The organism is Pseudomonas sp. p21, from assembly GCF_001642705.1.
Lineage (GTDB): Bacteria > Pseudomonadota > Gammaproteobacteria > Pseudomonadales > Pseudomonadaceae > Aquipseudomonas.
The window spans coordinates 42,632-61,637 of the sequence record NZ_LWBV01000006.1; the positions used below are offsets into that span (position 1 = coordinate 42,632).

At 64.5% G+C, this 19,006-nt stretch carries 17 protein-coding genes; 12 read left to right on the forward strand and 5 right to left on the reverse strand.

The features are described 5' to 3' along the window. Window positions 1-63: 63 nt before the first annotated feature. Window positions 64-1,053, reverse strand: a complete 990-nt coding sequence (locus tag A4C63_RS17610; protein WP_063913813.1) for a fimbrial protein — start codon at window positions 1,051-1,053, stop codon at window positions 64-66. Between the two features lie 26 nt (window positions 1,054-1,079). Then, entirely contained in the window at window positions 1,080-1,784 is a 705-nt protein-coding gene (locus A4C63_RS17615) for a molecular chaperone (protein ID WP_063913814.1), read from the reverse strand. A 196-nt stretch (window positions 1,785-1,980) separates the two neighbouring features. On the opposite strand from A4C63_RS17615, the gene A4C63_RS17620 reads away from it, so the two are divergent. Further along, window positions 1,981-2,313, forward strand: coding sequence for a type 1 fimbrial protein (locus A4C63_RS17620; protein ID WP_063913815.1), 333 nt, complete (start codon window positions 1,981-1,983; stop codon window positions 2,311-2,313). Between the two features lie 25 nt (window positions 2,314-2,338). Here the strand turns inward: A4C63_RS17620 and A4C63_RS17625 are convergent, their stop codons facing one another. Then, window positions 2,339-3,304: a GlxA family transcriptional regulator gene (locus A4C63_RS17625; RefSeq protein ID WP_063913816.1), complete on the reverse strand. Its 966-nt coding sequence runs from the start codon at window positions 3,302-3,304 to the stop codon at window positions 2,339-2,341. Window positions 3,305-3,400: 96 nt separating this feature from the next. On the opposite strand from A4C63_RS17625, the gene A4C63_RS17630 reads away from it, so the two are divergent. From A4C63_RS17630 to A4C63_RS17640, 3 genes are all read left to right on the forward strand, one after another. Continuing rightward, window positions 3,401-3,850, forward strand: a complete 450-nt coding sequence (locus tag A4C63_RS17630) for a tautomerase family protein (RefSeq protein ID WP_063914078.1) — start codon at window positions 3,401-3,403, stop codon at window positions 3,848-3,850. Between the two features lie 184 nt (window positions 3,851-4,034). Continuing rightward, window positions 4,035-6,071 (forward strand): NADPH-dependent 2,4-dienoyl-CoA reductase, encoded by a 2,037-nt coding sequence (locus A4C63_RS17635; RefSeq protein WP_063913817.1) that lies wholly within the window; start codon window positions 4,035-4,037, stop codon window positions 6,069-6,071. A 154-nt stretch (window positions 6,072-6,225) separates the two neighbouring features. Continuing rightward, window positions 6,226-7,116 (forward strand): 1-aminocyclopropane-1-carboxylate deaminase/D-cysteine desulfhydrase, encoded by an 891-nt coding sequence (locus A4C63_RS17640; RefSeq protein WP_063913818.1) that lies wholly within the window; start codon window positions 6,226-6,228, stop codon window positions 7,114-7,116. Here A4C63_RS17640 and A4C63_RS17645 read toward each other — a convergent pair. Next, window positions 7,107-7,652, reverse strand: a complete 546-nt coding sequence (locus A4C63_RS17645) for a cytochrome b (RefSeq protein ID WP_063913819.1) — start codon at window positions 7,650-7,652, stop codon at window positions 7,107-7,109. The genes A4C63_RS17640 and A4C63_RS17645 overlap by 10 nt on opposite strands. Window positions 7,653-7,813: 161 nt before the next feature. Continuing rightward, entirely contained in the window at window positions 7,814-8,746 is a 933-nt protein-coding gene (locus A4C63_RS17650) for a DUF1853 family protein (protein ID WP_063913820.1), read from the reverse strand. A gap of 88 nt (window positions 8,747-8,834) precedes the next feature. Here A4C63_RS17650 and A4C63_RS17655 point away from each other — a divergent pair, with 88 nt between their 5' ends. The 8 genes from A4C63_RS17655 (at window position 8,835) to A4C63_RS17690 (ending at window position 18,990) form a co-directional block, all read left to right on the forward strand. Next, complete coding sequence (locus A4C63_RS17655) at window positions 8,835-9,725, forward strand: NAD(+) kinase (protein WP_025338255.1); 891 nt, start codon at window positions 8,835-8,837, stop codon at window positions 9,723-9,725. After that, on the forward strand, window positions 9,725-10,696 hold the full coding sequence (locus tag A4C63_RS17660) for a metallophosphoesterase (protein WP_063913821.1): 972 nt from the start codon (window positions 9,725-9,727) through the stop codon (window positions 10,694-10,696). Before A4C63_RS17655 ends, A4C63_RS17660 begins: the two co-directional genes overlap by 1 nt. Continuing rightward, a complete protein-coding gene (locus A4C63_RS17665; RefSeq protein WP_063913822.1) occupies window positions 10,693-11,571 on the forward strand; it encodes a rhomboid family intramembrane serine protease in 879 nt (292 codons plus the stop codon). The genes A4C63_RS17660 and A4C63_RS17665 overlap by 4 nt, the downstream gene beginning before the upstream one ends. Window positions 11,572-11,584: 13 nt before the next feature. Then, complete coding sequence (locus A4C63_RS17670) at window positions 11,585-11,845, forward strand: YeaC family protein (RefSeq protein ID WP_003260154.1); 261 nt, start codon at window positions 11,585-11,587, stop codon at window positions 11,843-11,845. Continuing rightward, window positions 11,842-12,672, forward strand: coding sequence for a DUF2797 domain-containing protein (locus tag A4C63_RS17675; protein ID WP_063913823.1), 831 nt, complete (start codon window positions 11,842-11,844; stop codon window positions 12,670-12,672). The genes A4C63_RS17670 and A4C63_RS17675 overlap by 4 nt, the downstream gene beginning before the upstream one ends. A gap of 12 nt (window positions 12,673-12,684) precedes the next feature. Beyond that, a complete protein-coding gene (gene pepN, locus A4C63_RS17680) occupies window positions 12,685-15,342 on the forward strand; it encodes an aminopeptidase N (protein WP_063913824.1) in 2,658 nt (885 codons plus the stop codon). 232 nt (window positions 15,343-15,574) lie between these two features. Continuing rightward, window positions 15,575-16,594, forward strand: coding sequence for a YCF48-related protein (locus A4C63_RS17685; protein WP_063913825.1), 1,020 nt, complete (start codon window positions 15,575-15,577; stop codon window positions 16,592-16,594). A 20-nt stretch (window positions 16,595-16,614) separates the two neighbouring features. Further along, a complete protein-coding gene (locus tag A4C63_RS17690; RefSeq protein WP_063914079.1) occupies window positions 16,615-18,990 on the forward strand; it encodes an RND family transporter in 2,376 nt (791 codons plus the stop codon). The last annotated feature ends 16 nt before the right edge of the window (window positions 18,991-19,006 follow it).

Sequence of the window (19,006 nt, forward strand, 5' to 3'; positions counted from 1 at the left end):
AATTTAGGCAGGCCGCTGGCAACTGGACATCAGACGAACCTTAAAGGCCGCTTGGCCGAGGGCTTACTTGTAATACAGGTCCACTAGCGCCATGGCTTCGAACGTACCGGGGATGGGGGACGATCGCCAGATCAGGTCGGCGCGGAACTCGTTGCGGATCAGGCCCGGCATGGTCAGGTCGGCCAGCTTGAACCAGGTGTCGAAAGGCACCGGCTGGTTGCTGTCCTGCTGGGTCAGGGCGATCCCGACGGAGCTGTTGTTGCCGGGCACCAGCAGCTTGTCGATGACACTGGCGCTGCCGGCAACCGGGGTGAAGCGGGCATCGACGGTGTAGGGCGTGTCGCAGGACCTGACCAGATCGAGGCTGAAACTGGCCGAACTGGCAACCTGGCCGACCTGTGCCGAGCTGACCAAGGCACGGCGGAAGCTGATCACTGATGGCAAGATGGTCAACTCGGGAGAGCAAGGCACGAAGCGGATGTTGTTCATGCCGGTGACGACATAGTTGAGGTTGCTGTCGGGCCTGGGGTTGAGGCCGCCCTTGCCGTCCAGCTGGAACACCCGGTATTCGCTCAACGTGCTTGCTTGCCCGTTGGTTGGCGTTGCGCCGTATTTTTCAATGAACACGGTGAAGGTCAGGGTGAACCGGGCCTTGTCCCAACCCGCGCAGTTCGCCCAGTTGCAACCATGAAGCGAGTTGAAGCCGGTGGTGATGGCGCCCGAAGTCTGGGTGATGGTCTGGGACCCATAGCGTATCCCGACCCGTATGCCCTTGCCGATATTGGCCTTGGCCGGGTTGACATAGAAATAGATATCTTCCTTGACGCCGGTTTCATAGTCATCGGCACAGATGACCGGAACCGAGTGTGGCGACGATTCCCAGATGATCGTGCCGTCGGGGGCGTCGGCCGGTACCGCCAGCGCGGTGCCCAGGGCCTCCTTGAGCGCCGACGCCTTGGACGGGTCCAGCTTGCAGGACAGGGCGTAGCTGGTGGCGGGGCAGCTGGCGGCGACGAAGAGCAGGCCCAGCAGGTGTTTGCGGATCAGGGTCATGGGGTGGCTATCCTGTGGCGGTGTGTTCACGGCAGCGCGATGTGGTGTCGCTTCTGCAGGCCGATGTCGGTCAGCTCGCTGAACGCCACGCGACTCTGCACTGGCAGGGGCGAGGGCGTTTCGAGACTGAGCGACTCCCCCGGGCGCAGGAGGACGTAGTCCGCAAGCGGGTGCGACTGCCCAGGGCTGTCGAGCTGGAGGTCGACCAGCGAGACATGGAAGGCGCTCGGATTGCTGACTTCGATCCTGCCAGGCTGACGCGTGCGCCATTCCAGGCCATTGACCGCCTTGCTGGGCGAGCCTGGCAGGCCGGCAGGGCGATAGAACAGCTTCAGGTGCTGGCGGATGGCGAACTGCAGGGTGTCGGCCTGTTCGGGTTTGCGCGGGATCTCGAGAATGTTCAGCCAGAACAGCGATTCCCTGTCCTCGGGCAGGCCCTGGCCGGCGTACAGCACCCGCAGCATCTGCTGGCCGTTGGGCGGAATCAACGTCAACGGCTGGACGATGGCGAAGGGGGCATCGCCGCGTTCGTCGGGGCTGCTGACCCAGCTTTGCATGACCGTGTCGAGGCCACTGCGATTGACCACATTGATGCTCGCTTCCTTGTCCGAACCCTGGTAGATCAGGCGTGTGCCTTCGATCTTGAGCTGGGCCCAGGCGGTAGGCGCCAGGCACATCAGGATGAGTGCCGCCATGGCCGGGCGCGAGAGGGTGTGAAGCAAGCGCGACATGGTTGGGAAGGGCTCCGGTGAGGTTGGCTGGGAGGGGCCTGGCCATCCTAGACAGTTGCACCGCCGCCGGCTTTGAGACGTTTCTTAAACGGCCGTGTGGTTTATTTTCCTGCTTTGTGAACGGCCTCACGCGCGTAGCCAGGCAGGCCACCGCCCATCCGATAGGCTCAACCTTGGGTATCGGGGAGTGGTAATCATGAGCGGCAAGCGATTCGCATTGAGTGCTGCAATTTGCCTGGCCTTGGTCGGCCAGGCCCAGGCAGGCGCCGTCGTCGCCTCGGGCATGCTGCACTTCACCGGCAGCATCATCGAGCCGTCTTGCACGACCACCGTCGGCGATGCGGGCTGGCGCATGGATAACTGCCCGGCGCTGGCGCGTGACAGTGTCATTGGCGTTCAGGGCGTGGATGGCCAGGCGCTGCCAGCGAAGGCGGTACGCGTCGACCGGGGGCAGGCCTACAGACTGGTCGATGGGCGTGGCGAGCCACTGACCCAGGGCCATTACGTGGTGGTCGTGACGTCACCTTGAGGGCATGGGGCAGGCAGCCCCTGAGTCAGCGCTGGCGCAACTGTCGCGGGGTGGCGTTGAGCAAGCGGCGCATCAAGCGCCGGAGAGCCGTCGGGTCCTGGTAGCCGACCAGCGCCGAGATCGCCTCGACGGAATGTTCGCCGGACTCGAGCAGCGCTCGCGCCTTGTGCAACTGTACCCGCTGAATGAGCTGCCGGGTGGAGTGTCCCGTTGCCTTGTGGACATGGCGCGACAGGGTCCGCTCGGACATGCCGACGTTTGCGGCCAGTGTCTTGACGCTCGTAAGTTCAGGCAGTGACTTCTCGATCTCTGCGATCAGGCGCGAGATCAGTGCATTACCCTGCACCAGTACGGCAGGGATGACGAAAGGCGACTGCAGTTGCCTGCGGTCGAGCAGCAGTGCCTTGCCCACCGCGTCGGCGATTGCAGGTGACAGGCGCCGACGGAGCAGGTGCAGCATCAGGTCGGTTTGCGCGAAGGCAGCTCCTGCCGTAGTCAATGGATGATCGGCCAGCACCATGAAGTCCGGGTCGACGCGGCAGTCGGGTGCGAGCCTCTGCAGGTGCGGTGCCAGCCACCAGGAGGTGGTTACCCTCCTGCCGTCCAGCAGCCCGGCTGCATGCAGCAGAAAGACGGCCGAGCATGACGCGGCAATTTCCTTGCCGTTGGCGATGTGATCGCTCAATACAGAGAGAAAGGGAGCGGTCCATGGCTCCGCGAGGCGACTTTCGAGCTGGTCGATATCACTGACGCCGATTCCTGGTATGACCCAGCAGGACTGGTCATCGGTGCTTTGTTCGATCGGTTGCACATGCAGTTGCAGGTCATGGCCCAGCGCTACCGTTCCCGGTTGCGGGCCGCAAACCCGCCAGCGTGGTGCGGCCAGGCCGAGTCGCTCGCTAACGGTTGCTGCGGTGGCGAGGATATCCAGGGTGGAGGCTACGCTAGCGGCGAATGCCCCCGGTATGACCAGAATGGTGAAATCGTGCATTGTCGGATTATGCTCGAAAGAGGACGGATCCGACACTTTTGCGTAAGAGGAGCGCCAGGCCTAATGGCGCTTCAACTCATCACAAAGGTCTCAGCAATGCCCAATATCCTGATCAAGGTACCTACCGGGGCTTTCAACGAGCAGCAACGCGAGCATCTGTTGAAGCGCGTCAGCGAGGCAGCAATCGCGCATGAGCACATAGGTGACGCTCTGCCGCAGCGCAGCCTGTGCTGGGTGCTCATCGAGGAGGTACGGGGCGGTGATTGGCTATGTGGTGGGGTGAACATGCATAGCCACGCCATTCCCTGCATCGTCATGGTAAAGGTGCCTGCCGGCGTGCTCGATGAACAGATGCGCAAGGACTACGTGCAGGGCCTGCACCAGGCCATCGAACAATGCGTCGGGAAGGATGACGGGAGGATGCTGATGACTTCGATACAGTTGGTCGACATCGCCGATGGCACCTGGGGGGCGAACGGGAGTCTCTGGCATCTTGCCGATTTCACCCGCGCTGCCGGTTACCAACATCTTGTCGCCCGCACCTAGAAACCGTGGGCCCCGGATTCGCGAGTTTTGGCAGGTCCCGGTGTGCGTCAGGATCAATAACTTGTCAGTTTCGATCATTGAGCCCGTTCAAACGGCTGTTTAATGTCGCAGGCAGACAAACGACGGGGCCCGCCAGCCGGTGCGGCACCCGCATCCCGTGATCACGCCACCTGGGGACCTTTCCATGGCCGCCGACCGCTACCCGCACCTGCTCGCCCCGCTGGACCTGGGCTTCACCACCTTGCGCAACCGCACCCTGATGGGCTCGATGCACACCGGCCTCGAAGAGCGCCCGGGCGGCTTCGAGCGCATGGCGGCGTACTTTGCCGAGCGCGCCCGCGGTGGCGTCGGCCTGATGGTCACCGGCGGCATCGCGCCCAACGATGAGGGTGGGGTGTATTCCGGGGCGGCCAAGCTCAGTACCGAGGAAGAGGCCGACAAGCACCGCATCGTCACTGAGGCGGTACACGCCGCCGGGGGCAAGATCTGCCTGCAGATCCTGCATGCCGGGCGCTATGCCTACAGCCCGCGTCAGGTGGCGCCCAGCGCCATCCAGGCGCCGATCAACCCGTTCAAGCCCAGAGAGCTGGACGAGGCGGGTATCGAGAAGCAGATCGCCGACTTCGTCAATTGCGCGGTGCTGGCCCAGCGCGCCGGTTACGATGGCGTCGAGATCATGGGTTCTGAAGGCTACTTCATCAATCAGTTCCTCGCCGCCCACACCAACCATCGCACCGACCGCTGGGGCGGTAGCTATGAAAACCGCATGCGCCTGGCGGTGGAAATCGTCAGCCGGGTGCGCGGCGCGGTAGGGCCGAACTTCATTATCATCTTCCGCCTGTCGATGCTCGACCTGGTCGAAGGCGGCAGCAGCTGGGACGAGATCGAGCTGCTGGCCAAGGCCATCGAGCAAGCCGGCGCGACCCTGATCAACACTGGCATCGGCTGGCACGAAGCGCGTATCCCGACCATTGCCACCAAGGTGCCGCGCGCGGCGTTCAGCAAGGTCACCGCCAAGCTGCGTGGCGTGGTGAACATTCCGCTGATCACCACCAACCGTATCAACACTCCGGAAGTGGCCGAAGCGGTGCTGGCCGAGGGCGATGCCGACATGGTCTCGATGGCCCGGCCGTTCCTGGCCGACCCGGACTTCGTCAACAAGGCCGCTGCCGGCCGCGGCGACGAGATCAACACTTGCATCGGCTGCAATCAGGCCTGCCTGGACCATACCTTCGGCGGCAAGCTGACCAGCTGCCTGGTCAACCCGCGCGCCTGCCACGAGACCGAGCTCAACTACCTGCCCGTGCGCGCCGTGAAGCGCATTGCCGTGGTCGGCGCTGGCCCGGCCGGCCTGGCGGCAGCCACGGTAGCGGCCGAGCGAGGCCACACGGTGACCCTGTTCGATGCCGCCGGCGAGATCGGCGGGCAGTTCAATGTGGCCAAGCGGGTGCCGGGAAAGGAAGAGTTCCATGAAACCCTGCGTTACTTCCGCAACAAGGTCAAAAGCACGGGCGTGGACTTGCGCCTGAACACCCGGGTCAATGTGCAGGCCCTGGTGGACGGTGGCTACGACGAGATCATCCTGGCCACCGGCATCGCCCCGCGCACGCCGGCCATCCCCGGTGTCGAGCATGCCAAGGTGCTCAGCTACCTGGACGTGCTGCTCGAGCGCAAGCCCGTGGGCAAGGCTGTCGCGGTGATTGGCGCGGGTGGCATCGGTTTCGACGTTTCCGAGTACCTGGTGCATCAGGGCGTGGCCACCAGCCAGGACCGTGAGGCGTTCTGGAAGGAGTGGGGCATCGACACCCATCTGCAGGCGCGTGGTGGCGTGGCCGGGATCAAGGCCGAACCGCATGCCCCTGCGCGGCAGGTGTACCTGTTGCAGCGCAAGAAATCCAAGGTGGGTGACGGCCTGGGCAAGACCACCGGCTGGATTCACCGTACCGGGTTGAAGAACAAGCGGGTGCAGATGCTCAACAGCGTCGAGTACCTGAGCATCGACGATGCCGGCCTGCACATTCGCGTGGCTGACGGCGAGCCGCAGGTGCTGGCGGTGGACAACGTGGTCATCTGTGCCGGGCAGGAGCCGCTGCGCGAACTGCAGGACGGGCTGGTGGCGGCGGGGCAGTCGGTGCACCTGATTGGTGGGGCCGATGTGGCGGCGGAGCTGGATGCCAAGCGGGCGATCAACCAGGGTTCGAGACTGGCGGCTGAGCTCTGAGGTTGCCGGGGCCGCTGTGCGGCCCTGTGGGAGCGGGTTCACCCGCGAAGAGGGCTACGCGGTGCCTGGCACCGGCTGCGCCGGTGTTCGCGGGTGAACCCGCTCCCACAGGGGGCGCAAAGCGCCCCCGGGATTTCGCTGGTAAACTCGCAGCATGCTCCTCGACCTTCCCCAAGCCCCCCTGCGCCCTCTGACCCTGCCTTGGCTGGAAACCGCCCAGGTCGAAGCTGCGATCCTGCGCCTGGACCTGATCGACCCGCTGATCAGCGGCAACAAGTGGTTCAAGCTGCGCCATCACCTGCAGCACGCCACGGCCAGCAACGCACCGGGCCTGATCAGCCTCGGCGGCAACCATTCCAATCACCTGCACGCCCTGGCCGCCGCCGGCAAGCGCTTCGGCTTCGCCACCGCCGGCCTGCTGCGCGGCCACGTCCAGGACACGGCAACCGTGCGTGACCTGCAGGCGCTGGGCATGGAACTGCACTGGCTGGGCTACGGCGGTTATCGCGCACGAAACGAAGCGGGTTTCTGGGAACCCTGGCAAGCACGCTATCCGGGCTGGCACTGCATCCCCGAAGGGGGCGGCGGGCTGGCCGGTGCACAGGGCTGCGCGCTGATCAGGCAGCAGGCGTGCACGCAGATCTCGGCACTGGGCTGGTCGGGCTACGACGCCTGGTGGCTGGCCGCCGGAACGGGGACTACCCTGGCCGGCCTGGTAATGGCCGAGGCGGGCGCACATGTCGTGCATGGCGCATTGGCTGTACCCAGGGAGCATGGTGTGGCGGAGGCGGTAGCGACACTGGCCGGCGCGCATGGCTACCAGCTACACGATGCCTGCCGTGGCGGTTTTGGCAAATTCGATGATGAGCTGCTGGCGTTCATCGCCGACTGCGAGCGGCACACCGGCGTGCCGCTCGAAGCCCTGTACACTGGCAAGGCCCTGCTGGCCCTGCGTGAGCAGGTCGAGGCCGGGCTGTTCGCGCCCGGCACCCGCCTGATCGTTGTGCACACCGGCGGCCTGCAGGGCCGACGCGGTTACTTGTAAGGCAGCATGCGCAGCAGCGTGTTGTCGCGCTGCACATAGTGGTGATACAGCCCGGCCAGCGCGTGCAGGCCGATCAGCCAGTAGCCCCAGCTGCCGATGCGCTCATGCCAGCCCTTGAAGAACTTGGCCTGGTCCGGGTTCGGGCCGATCAGGTGCGGCAGCTCCAGGCCGAAGAACGGCACCGGTTTGTCGGCGGCGCTGAGGATAAGCCAGCCAGCCACCGGCAGGATGATCATCAGCAGGTACAACGCCAGGTGCATCAGGTGCGAGAGGCCGGTCTGCCAGGCCGCAGGTTTGGGCACGATGGGTGGGGTCGGGCTGCTCAGGCGCATGGCCAGGCGCAGCCAGACCAGCACGAACACGCTGAGCCCGAGCATGAAGTGCAGATCCTTCATCAGGTTGCGTTCGACGCTGTCCTTGGGGAACAGGCCACGCAGTTCGATAAGGGCATAGACAGCGGCCAGCAGCACCAGCATCAGCCAGTGCAGGGCAATGGACAGGCGCGTGTAATGGGTCGCGGGGGTGGATGAAACCATGATCGGTCCTCGTCATCAGGTCGGAATGGCGCTCTTGCTGGCGCTCAGGTAGTACTGTAATGGCTACGGGGAACAAATCTTTGCGCCAGGTCTGTGAAAATTGTGTTGTCTGCACCGGCCTCTTCGCGGGTTTACCCGCGAAGGGGCCAACACAGACAACATCAGACATCGGGCAGATGCGGCCAATCATCAGCCACCAGAAACACCCGCTCGGCCTCCTGCCACACCCCGTCAGCTTCTTGCTCCAGCCTCACCAGCAACTGCGCCGGTGCCTGCCGCTCCAGCACATGCAGCCACGCCGCAAACTGCTCCACCGCCCAGCTCTCACTCGCCTCGACCCGCGCCGGTGCCAGCCAGGCATGCCGTTGCAGCGGCTGCCAATGTTCGCCTTCAGCCATGGCCCAGTCCCGTCGCCGCACCCAGCGCCCGCGCAAATGTTGCGGGTTGGCGCCTTGCGGTGGCTGCGCAAGCCCAGGCCGCGGGTAGAACAGGTAGCCACCCAGCCACACATGCGCCTGCACCTGCTCCACCCCCAGCTGCGCCAGCACCTCGCGGCTGTGCGCCCCCGCCGACATGGGCAACTGGTGCCGCGCCAGATGCGCCAGTTTGCTTCCCAGTCGGTCATGGCAGCCCGGTCCCAGCCAGGCGGCGGGGTCCTGCCCGGCGTGTTCCGGGCCCAGGTACAGCTTGATGGCCAGTTCCAGGTGGTGCACGCCGTCGCGGTCGCGCAGCACCACGTCCAGCTCGCCCAGGGTGCGCCCGCCGTCGCGAATCGCCAGGTTGGCCGCCAGCAGTTCGATGCCCGGCGCCTGGCCCAGGGCGAATTGCCACAGGCGTTCGTAGTAATGCCCCAGGCGCCGGCTGCCCAGTTGCGCCAGCCAGTCGCGCAATGGGCGGTCATCGTCATCCAGCGCTCGCAGCCAGTCTGCAAGGCGCTGCGGCTGGTCCGCCCACAGGCTGCCCGCCAGCGGGTGGCGCTGGGGGCAGGGCGGGGCGCTGAGCAACGGGGGCGACAGCAGGGCCCAGGCCAGGTCGCGCACGTTGGGGCGGCGTAGCTGCCGGGGCAGGTGGTGGAGCAGGGCAAATGGCATCATCCTGCGAGCATAGCCGGTTTGCCGCTACCCGGTGGTTTCGCCCATAATCGCGGCATAGTCACCCGCCGCAGAGCCTCGCAGGAGCCCCATGGAGCAATTTCGCAATATCGGTATCATCGGCCGCCTTGGCAGCTCCCAGGTGCTCGACACCATTCGCCGACTGAAAAAATTCCTCCTCGAGCGCCACCTGCACGTGATCCTCGAGGACACCATCGCCGAAGTGCTGCCCGGCCACGGCCTGCAAACCTCCACCCGCAAGCTGCTGGGCGAGGTCTGTGACCTGGTCATCGTGGTCGGCGGCGACGGCAGCCTGCTGGGCGCCGCCCGCGCCCTGGCCCGGCACAACATTCCGGTGCTGGGCATCAACCGTGGCAACCTGGGCTTCCTCACCGACATCCGCCCCGACGAGCTGGAAGAGAAGGTTGCCGAAGTGCTCGACGGCCACTACCTGGTGGAAAACCGCTTCCTGCTGCAGGCCGAGGTGCGCCGCCATAACGAAGCCATTGGCCAGGGTGATGCGCTGAACGACGTGGTGCTGCACCCGGGCAAGTCCACGCGCATGATCGAGTTCGAGATCTACATCGATGGCCAGTTCGTCTGCAGCCAGAAGGCCGACGGCCTGATCGTCGCCACCCCCACCGGCTCCACCGCCTACGCACTGTCGGCTGGCGGCCCGATCATGCACCCCAAGCTCGACGCCATCGTCATCGTGCCGATGTACCCGCACACCTTGTCTGGCCGGCCGATCGTGGTCGACGGCAACAGCGAGCTGAAGATCGTGGTGTCCAAGGACCTGCAGATCTACCCGCAAGTATCCTGTGACGGCCAGAACCACTTCACCTGCGCCCCCGGCGACACCATCACGGTGAGTAAGAAACCGCAGAAACTGCGTCTGATCCACCCGCTGGATCACAATTACTACGAGGTCTGCCGCACCAAGCTCGGCTGGGGCAGCCGCCTGGGAAGCAGGGACGACTGATGCTCGATCCGGCGCGAAGTTTCGACATCATTGGTGACGTGCACGGTTGTGCGCTGACCCTTGAACGCCTGCTCGACGCCCTCGGTTACAAGCGTGTGGCCGGCGTTTGGCGCCACCCGCGGCGCCAGGCGCTGTTCCTTGGCGACATCGTCGACCGCGGGCCACGCATTCGCGAGGCGCTGCACATCGTGCACGACATGGTCGAGGCCGGCCAGGCGTTCTGCATCATGGGCAACCACGAGTACAACGCCCTGGGCTGGGTCACCCCGGCATTGCCCGGCAGCGGCAAGGCCTTTGTGCGCGAACATACGCCGCGCCACGCCCGGCTGATCGACGAGACCCTGACCCAATTCGCCAACCATCCCGCTGACTGGCACGACTTCGTCAACTGGTTCTACGAATTGCCACTGTTCGTCGACGCAGGGCGCTTCCGCCTGGTGCATGCCTGCTGGGACCCGCGGCTGATCGAGCCGCTGCGCCAGCAGTACCCCGACGGGCGCATCGACGAGCACTTCATCCAGGCCTCGGCGGTGAGCAGCAGCTTTGCCGCCACCGTGTGCAACCGCCTGCTGCGCGGCACCGACATGCGCCTGCCGGACGGCCTGACCCTGACCGGCGGCGACGGCCTGACCCGCGCCTTCTTCCGCACCAAGTTCTGGGAAGAAGACCCGCAAACCTATGGCGACATCGTGTTCCAGCCCGACGCCCTGCCCGCGGAAGTGGCCAGCACCCCGCTCAGCCACAGCCAGAAGAACGCCTTGCTGCGCTATGCCGAAGACGAGCCCATGCTGTTCGTCGGCCACTACTGGCGCAGCGGCCGCCCGGCGCCGATCCGCGCCAACCTGGCCTGCCTGGACTACAGCGCCGTGCTTTACGGCAAGCTGGCTGCCTACCGCCTGGATGATGAAACCCGCATCGACCCGCACAAGTTCGTCTGGGTCGACGTCGACCGCCCACAGGCCAACCAATGAACGTTATCGAAGTGATGCGCCTGCCGCTGTCGGTCGACCTCAGCGGCTTCGTCCAACTGCTGCAGCGTCTGCAGGTGCCGCACCGGGTCAGCGAGGAGGGTGAGGTACAAGTACTCTGGGCCCCCGATACCCTGGCTGCAGACGTCCGCGAACTCTACCAACGCTACCCCGACGGCAACGCCGACCTGCCAGCCACCGCCGACCCTGTGGGAGCGGGCTTGCCCGCGAAAGGGCCCTCCCTGGCGGAACAGGCCCGCGCTTGCAAAGTCACCACCATAATCCTGCTGTTGTGTTTCATCGTCGCCGGCCTTACGGGCTTGGGCGACAACTTCACCACCATCAGTTGGTTCACCTTCCTCGACTTCCGCGTCCAGGGCGACTACCTGTACTTCAGCCCGCTGGCGCAAAGCCTGGACGAAGGCCAGTGGTGGCGCCTGGTGTCGCCCATGCTGCTGCACTTCGGCGTGCTGCACCTTGCCATGAACAGCCTGTGGTACTGGGAACTGGGCAAACGTATCGAGCTGCGCCAGGGCCCGTGGGCGCTGCTGGGCCTGACCGTGCTGTTCAGCCTGGTGTCCAACCTGGCCCAGCACTACACCAGCGGGCCGAGCCTGTTCGGTGGCTTGTCCGGCGTGCTGTACGGCCTGCTCGGGCACATCTGGCTGTACCAGTGGCTGGCGCCCAACCGTTACTTCGACCTGCCCAAGGGCGTGCTGGTGATGATGCTGATCTGGCTGGTGGTGTGCCTGACCGGCGTGATCGACACCCTGGGCCTTGGCCAGATTGCCAACGCCGCCCACGTCGGCGGGCTGCTCATCGGATGCCTGACCGGGCTCTTGGGTGGGGCGCTGGCCCGGCGTAAACTGTCGGCTTGAATCAGGAGACTCTATGTCCACTTTCGCGCAAATGATTGAAAACATCACCCCGGAAATCTACGAGAGCCTGAAGCTTGCCGTGGAAATCGGCAAATGGTCGGATGGCCGCAAGCTCACCGCCGAGCAGAAAGAGCTGTCGCTGCAGGCGGTAATCGCCTGGGAAATGAAAAACCTGCCCGAAGACCAGCGCACCGGCTACATGGGCCCACAGGAATGCGCGTCGAAGTCTGCACCGATCGCCAACATTCTGTTCAAGTCGGACTCGGTACATTGATCGAACTCGCTCGTGGCTCGTTGAGCAAGATGGCGGTAAGCCTGCAGGCGCCAGTGGTGCAGTACAGCTTCCGCCTGGATGACACGCAGGTGCCGGTCAACCCGCTGATCGGCCAGCGCCTGCGCCTGGAATACCTCGGCGCCATTCACTGCAGCCATTGCGGCAAGCGCACCAAGACCAGCTTCAGCCAGGGTTACTGCTACCCGTGCATGACCAGGCTGGCCCAGTGCGACGTGTGCATCATGGCCCCGGAAAAGTGCCACTACGACGCCGGCACCTGCCGCGAACCGTCGTGGGGCGAACAGTTCTGCATGACCGATCACGTGGTCTACCTGGCCAACTCGTCGGGGATCAAGGTCGGTATCACGCGCGCCACCCAGCTGCCCACCCGCTGGCTCGACCAGGGTGCCAGCCAGGCCCTGCCGATCGTGCGCGTGGCCACCCGCCAGCAGTCCGGCCTGGTCGAAGACTTGCTGCGCAGCCAGGTGCCGGACCGCACCAACTGGCGCACCCTGCTCAAGGGCGACGCCGAGGAACTCGACCTGGTTGCCATTCGTGAACAGGTCTTCGATGCCTGCGCCGATGGCCTGCGCGAACTGCAAGGCCGCTTTGGCCTGCAGGCGATCCAGCCGCTGCGCGACGCCGAAGTGGTGCAGATGAAATACCCGGTCGAGGCCTACCCGAAAAAGATCGTCAGCTTCAACCTCGACAAGGACCCGGTAGTGGAAGGCACGCTGCTGGGCATCAAGGGCCAGTACCTGATCTTCGACACCGGTGTGATCAATATTCGCAAGTACACGGCCTACCAGCTGGCCGTGCTCCAGTAAAAGGACCTCTACATGCGTACCGAACAACCGCAAGTGATCTACCTCAAGGATTACCAGGCGCCCGAGTACCTGATCGACGAGACGCACCTGACCTTCGAGCTGTTCGAGGACCACACCCTGGTTCACGCGCAACTGGTCATGCGCCGCAACCCGGCACGCGGTGCCGGCCTGCCGCCACTGGTGCTCGACGGTCAGCAGCTGGAGCTGCTGCGCGCTTCGCTGGATGACCAGGAACTAAACGCGGCTGACTATCAGCTGGACGTCGACAGCCTTACCGTGCACCCCAAGGCCGAGCGTTTCACACTCGACACCAGCGTGAAGATCCACCCCGAAAGCAACACCGCGCTGGAAGGCCTGTACAAGTCGGGCAAGATGTTCTGCACCCAGTGCGAGGCCGAGGGCTTCCGCAAGATCACCTATTACCTCGATCGCCCGGACGTGATGAGCACCTTCACCACCACGGTGATCGCCGAGCAGCATCGCTACCCGGTATTGCTGTCGAACGGCAACCCGGTCGGCAGCGGGCCGGCCGAAGATGGCCGCCACTGGGCCACCTGGGAAGACCCGTTCATGAAACCGGCCTACCTGTTCGCGCTGGTGGCCGGTGACCTGTGGTGCGTCGAAGACAGCTTCACCCGCCAGTCCGGCCGTGACGTGACCCTGCGCATCTACGTCGAGCCCGAGAACATCGACAAGTGTGACCACGCCATGGTCAGCCTGAAGAAGTCCATGCGCTGGGACGAAGAAGTCTATGGTCGCGAGTACGACCTGGACATTTTCATGATCGTCGCGGTCAACGACTTCAACATGGGCGCCATGGAAAACAAGGGCCTGAACATCTTCAACTCCAGCTGTGTGCTGGCCCGTGCCGAAACGGCCACCGATGCCGCCCACCAGCGCGTCGAAGGCGTGGTCGCCCACGAGTACTTCCACAACTGGTCGGGCAACCGTGTCACCTGCCGTGACTGGTTCCAGCTGTCGCTGAAAGAAGGCTTCACGGTGTTCCGCGACGCCGAGTTCAGCGCCGACATGAACTCGCGTACGGTCAAGCGCATCGAAGACGTGGCCTACCTGCGTACTCACCAGTTCGCCGAAGACGCTGGCCCCATGGCCCACCCGGTACGCCCTGACAGCTTCATCGAGATCTCCAACTTCTACACCCTGACCGTGTACGAGAAGGGCGCCGAAGTGGTGCGCATGGTTCGTACCCTGCTGGGTGCCGATGGCTTCCGCAAGGGCAGTGACCTGTACTTCGAACGCCACGATGGCCAGGCGGTGACCACCGACGATTTCATCAAGGCCATGGAAGACGCCAACGGCGTCGACTTCACCCAGTTCAAGCGCTGGTACAACCAGGCCGGCACCCCGCGCCTGGAAGTCAGCGAGGCCTATGACGCGGCCGCACAGACTTACAGCCTGACCTTCCGCCAGAGCTGCCCGCAGACTCCGGACAAGGCCGAAAAACTGCCGTTCGTGATCCCGGTGGAGCTGGGCCTGCTGGACGCCGCAGGCAACGACCTGCCGCTGCAACTGGCCGGTGAAGCGACGGCGCAGGGCTCTAGCCGCGTGCTGTCGGTGACCGAAGCCGAGCAGACTTTCACCTTCCAGGGCATCCAGGCCAAGCCGCTGCCGTCGCTGCTGCGTGGCTTCAGCGCACCGGTCAAGCTGAGCTTCCCCTATGACCGCGACCAGCTGATGTTCCTGATGCAGCACGACAGCGACGGCTTCAACCGCTGGGAGGCGGGGCAGCAGTTGTCGGTGCAGGTGCTGCAGGAGCTGATTGGCCAGCATCAGCGTGGCGAAGCACTGAAGCTCGACCAGCGCCTGATCACTGCCCTGGGCACTGTGCTCGGTAACGAGTCGCTGGACCCGGCCATGGTTGCCGAAATGCTCTCGCTGCCAGGCGAAGCCTACCTGACCGAGATCAGCCAGGTGGCCGACGTGGACGCCATCCACGCCGCCCGCGAGTTCGCCCGCCAGCAGATCGCCGAGCAGCTGTTCGACGCCCTGTGGGCGCGCTACCAGGCCAACCGCGAAGTGTCGCGCAGCACCGCCTACGTGGCCTCGGCCGAGCACTTCGCCCGCCGCAGCCTGCAGAACATCGCGCTGTCGTACCTGATGCAGAGCGGCAAGCCGCAGGTGCTGCAGGCGACCCTGGAGCAGTTCGAACACTGCGACAACATGACCGAGCGCCTTACCGCCCTGGCCGTGCTGGTCAACTCGCCGTTCGAGGCCGAGCGGGCCAAGGCCCTGGAAGCCTTTGCCGAGCACTTCAAGGACAACCCGCTGGTCATGGACCAGTGGTTCAGCGTGCAGGCGGCCAGCGCGCTGCCGGGCGGGCTGGCGCGGGTCAAGGCGCTGATGCAGCACCCGGCGTTCACCCTGAAGAACCCGAACAAGGTCCGTGCGCTGATTGGCGCCTTTGCCGGACAGAACCTGGTCAACTTCCATGCGGCGGATGGCTCGGGCTACCGCTTCCTGGCCGACTTGGTGATCGAGCTGAATGCACTGAACCCGCAGATCGCCTCGCGGCAACTGGCACCGCTGACCCGCTGGCGCAAGTATGACGCTGCGCGTCAGGCCCTGATGAAGGGCGAGCTGGAGCGGATTCTGGCTTCTGGTGAGCTGTCCAGTGATGTGTATGAGGTTGTGAGCAAGAGCCTGGCTTAAGCCTGGTAGAAACTGGGGCTGCTGTGCAGCCCTTCGCGGGCGTGCCCGCGAAGGGCCGCACAGCGGCCCCAGCTTTACAAGGCCGATAACAAAACATAACACCCCGCCCGTTGTATTCCCGCAAACATCCCCGCTACGATCCCCTCAGGCTATTGCAGGCCTCTAGATCAGGCTTTTCGCAGTATCTGCAATGCATTGACCCACCAAATAAGAACACAACAGGGGGACAGTCATGAGGGAACGGAACAGGCGCTTCGCCTGGCCACTGGCAGCCGGCGCGGTGCTGGCGCTGGGGCTTGGCGTGTGGGCTGACAGCGTGCAAGCCGCTGCCGCCGACGAATACTCCACCGAATCGACCAAGGCCAGCCAAAGCCTGCTGATCGATACCGCTCATGCCGGCAAGCGCCTGGTGGTGGTAGGCGATCGCGGTCATATCCTGTTCTCCGATGATCAAGGCAGCACCTGGACCCAGGCCCGGGTGCCTACCCGGCAACTGCTCACCGCGGTGTTCTTCCTCGACGACAAGCGCGGCTGGGCCGTCGGCCATGACGCGCAGATCCTCACCAGCAGTGACGGCGGTGCCACCTGGAGCAAGCAGTTCGAAGACCTTGCCCGTGAAGCGCCCTTGCTCGATATCACCTTCCTCGACGCCCGGCACGGCTTTGCCGTGGGTGCCTACGGCGCCTTGCTGGAAACCACCGACGGTGGCCAGCACTGGCAGGATGTGGCCGAGCGCCTGGACAATCCCGACCAGCTACACCTGAACGGTATCGCCCAGGTGCGCGATGCCGGCCTGTTCATTGTCGGCGAGCAGGGCGGCATGTTCCGCTCCGCCGACAACGGCCAGACCTGGGCCAAGGTCGAGGGCCCCTACGAGGGCTCGCTGTTCGGCGTGATCGGCACTGCCCAGCCACGCACGCTGCTGGCCTACGGCCTGCGCGGCAACCTGTTCCGTTCCACCGACTTCGGTGACAGCTGGCAGCCGATCGAACTCAAGGCTGCACGCGGCACCCTCGAATTCGGCCTGGCAGGCGCTACGCTTGTCGAGGATGGCAGCCTGGTGCTGGTCGGCAATGGCGGCAGCGTGCTGCGCAGTACCGATGATGGCCAGACCTTTAGTGTCTACAACCGCGCCGACCGTATTGCCCTGGCCGGCGTCAGCGGCCTGGCCAATGGCGGCCTGCTGCTGGTAGGGCAGGGCGGCGTGCACTTGGCTGACCCGCAGGGTGCTGACCAGGAGGTGCGTCCATGACCAGCAGGGAGAGCATCACCATGCACCCGCATCACCAGGACAAGGCCACGCTGCTCGAACGCCTGATCTTCAACAACCGCCCCGTGGTCATCGCCCTGTGCGTACTGGTCAGCATCTTCCTGTTCTGGCAGGCCACGCAGATCCGCCCGTCCACCAGCTTCGAAAAGATGATCCCGCTGCAGCACCCGTTCATCGAGCAGATGATGGAGCACCGCAACGACCTGGCCAACCTCGGCAACACCGTGCGCATCTCGGTGGAGGCGGTCAACGGCGACATCTTCGACAAGGACTACATGGAGACCCTGCGGCAGGTCCATGACGAAGTGTTCTACATCCCCGGCGTCGACCGTGCCGGGCTGAAGTCGCTGTGGAGCCCCAGCGTGCGCTGGAGCGAGGTCACCGAAGAAGGCTTCTCTGGTGGCGAGGTGATCCCCAACACCTACAACGGCTCGCAGGACAGCCTCGACACCCTGCGCGACAACGTGCTCAAGTCAGGCCAGGTGGGGCGCCTGGTGGGCAACAACTTCAAGTCCAGCATCGTCGATGTGCCTCTGTTGGAGAGCTACCCCGACCCGCAGGACCCGGGCAAGCAGGTGAAGCTGGACTACCAGCAGTTCTCGCACCAGCTGGAAGAAAAGATCCGCGACAAGTTCCAGGCGCAGAACCCCAACGTGAAGGTTCACATCGTCGGCTTCGCCAAGAAGGTCGGTGACCTGATCGACGGGCTGGTGATGGTGGCGATGTTCTTCGGCGTCGCCCTGGCCATCACCTGGGTGCTGTTGTACTGGTTCACCTGGTGCATCCGCAGCACCATCGCCGTGCTCATCACCACCCTGGTGGCAGTGGTCTGGCAGCTGGGCCTGATGCATGCCGTGGGCTTTGGCCTGGACCCGTACTCGATGCTGGTGCCGTTCCTGATCTTCGCCATCGGCATTTCCCACGGGGTGCAGAAGATCAACGGTATCGCCCTGCAGTCGAGTGATGCCGACAACGCCCTGACCGCCGCGCGGCGCACGTTCCGCCAGCTGTTCCTGCCGGGGATGATCGCCATCCTCGCCGACGCCGTGGGCTTCATCACCCTGCTGATCATCGACATCGGGGTGATCCGTGAACTGGCCATCGGCGCTTCCATCGGTGTGGCGGTGATCGTGTTCACCAACCTTATCCTGCTGCCGGTAGCCATCTCCTACGTCGGCATCAGCAAGAAGGCCGTCGAGCGCAGCAAGCAGGACGCCACCCGCGAGCACCCGTTCTGGCGCCTGCTGTCGAACTTCGCCAGTGCCAAGGTGGCACCGGTGTCGGTGGCACTGGCGCTGGTCGCCTTCGCCGGTGGCCTGTGGTACAGCCAGAACCTGAAGATCGGCGACCTCGACCAGGGCGCGCCGGAGCTGCGCCCCGACTCGCGCTACAACCAGGACAACAACTTCATCATCAGCAACTACTCGACCAGTTCCGACGTGCTGGTGATCATGGTCAAGACCCCGCCGGAAAGCTGTTCGATCCACTCGACCATGGCGCCGATCGACGAGCTGATGTGGACCATGCAGAACACCCCGGGCGTGCAGTCGGCCATTTCCCTGGTGACCGTGTCCAAGCAGGTGATCAAGGGCATGAACGAGGGCAGCCTGAAATGGGAAACCCTGTCGCGCAACCCGGACATCCTCAACAACTCCATCGCCCGCGCCGATGGCCTGTACAACGGTGACTGCTCGCTGGCGCCGGTGCTGGTGTTCCTCAACGACCACAAGGCCGAAACCCTGGAGCGGGTCACCGCCGTGGCCAAGGCGTTTGCCGACAGCCACAACAAGGAAGGCCTGCAGTTCCTGCTGGCGGCGGGCAACGCCGGGATCGAGGCGGCAACCAACGAGGTGATCAAGTCGGCCGAGCTGACCATCCTGATCCTGGTGTACATCTGCGTGGCGGTGATGTGCCTGATTACCTTCCGCTCGTTCGCTGCCACCCTGTGCATCGTCCTGCCGCTGGTGCTGACCTCGGTGCTGGGTAACGCGCTGATGGCCTACATGGGCATCGGGGTCAAGGTGGCGACTTTGCCGGTGGTGGCGCTGGGTGTGGGCATTGGCGTGGACTATGGCATCTACATCTACAGCCGGCTGGAAAGTTTCCTGCGCGCCGGGTTGCCGTTGCAGGAGGCTTATTACGAGACCCTGCGCTCGACCGGCAAGGCGGTACTGTTCACCGGGTTGTGCCTGGCCATTGGCGTGTGCACCTGGATCTTCTCTGCGATCAAGTTCCAGGCGGACATGGGGCTGATGCTGACCTTCATGCTGCTGTGGAACATGTTCGGTGCGCTGTGGCTGCTGCCGGCGCTGGCGCGGTTCCTGATCAAGCCGGAGAAGATGGTGGGCAAGGAAGGGGGCTCCATTTTCGCTCATTGATCGCAGGGGGCCGCTG

Coding starts and splice junctions, on each gene's coding strand:
- A4C63_RS17610 (WP_063913813.1), bottom strand. CDS start 1,053: ATGACCCTGATCCGCAAACACCTGCTGGGCCTGCTCTTCGTCGCCGCC.
- A4C63_RS17615 (WP_063913814.1), bottom strand. CDS start 1,784: ATGTCGCGCTTGCTTCACACCCTCTCGCGCCCGGCCATGGCGGCACTC.
- A4C63_RS17620 (WP_063913815.1), top strand. CDS start 1,981: ATGAGCGGCAAGCGATTCGCATTGAGTGCTGCAATTTGCCTGGCCTTG.
- A4C63_RS17625 (WP_063913816.1), bottom strand. CDS start 3,304: ATGCACGATTTCACCATTCTGGTCATACCGGGGGCATTCGCCGCTAGC.
- A4C63_RS17630 (WP_063914078.1), top strand. CDS start 3,401: ATGCCCAATATCCTGATCAAGGTACCTACCGGGGCTTTCAACGAGCAG.
- A4C63_RS17635 (WP_063913817.1), top strand. CDS start 4,035: ATGGCCGCCGACCGCTACCCGCACCTGCTCGCCCCGCTGGACCTGGGC.
- A4C63_RS17640 (WP_063913818.1), top strand. CDS start 6,226: ATGCTCCTCGACCTTCCCCAAGCCCCCCTGCGCCCTCTGACCCTGCCT.
- A4C63_RS17645 (WP_063913819.1), bottom strand. CDS start 7,652: ATGGTTTCATCCACCCCCGCGACCCATTACACGCGCCTGTCCATTGCC.
- A4C63_RS17650 (WP_063913820.1), bottom strand. CDS start 8,746: ATGATGCCATTTGCCCTGCTCCACCACCTGCCCCGGCAGCTACGCCGC.
- A4C63_RS17655 (WP_025338255.1), top strand. CDS start 8,835: ATGGAGCAATTTCGCAATATCGGTATCATCGGCCGCCTTGGCAGCTCC.
- A4C63_RS17660 (WP_063913821.1), top strand. CDS start 9,725: ATGCTCGATCCGGCGCGAAGTTTCGACATCATTGGTGACGTGCACGGT.
- A4C63_RS17665 (WP_063913822.1), top strand. CDS start 10,693: ATGAACGTTATCGAAGTGATGCGCCTGCCGCTGTCGGTCGACCTCAGC.
- A4C63_RS17670 (WP_003260154.1), top strand. CDS start 11,585: ATGTCCACTTTCGCGCAAATGATTGAAAACATCACCCCGGAAATCTAC.
- pepN (WP_063913824.1), top strand. CDS start 12,685: ATGCGTACCGAACAACCGCAAGTGATCTACCTCAAGGATTACCAGGCG.
- A4C63_RS17685 (WP_063913825.1), top strand. CDS start 15,575: ATGAGGGAACGGAACAGGCGCTTCGCCTGGCCACTGGCAGCCGGCGCG.
- A4C63_RS17690 (WP_063914079.1), top strand. CDS start 16,615: ATGCACCCGCATCACCAGGACAAGGCCACGCTGCTCGAACGCCTGATC.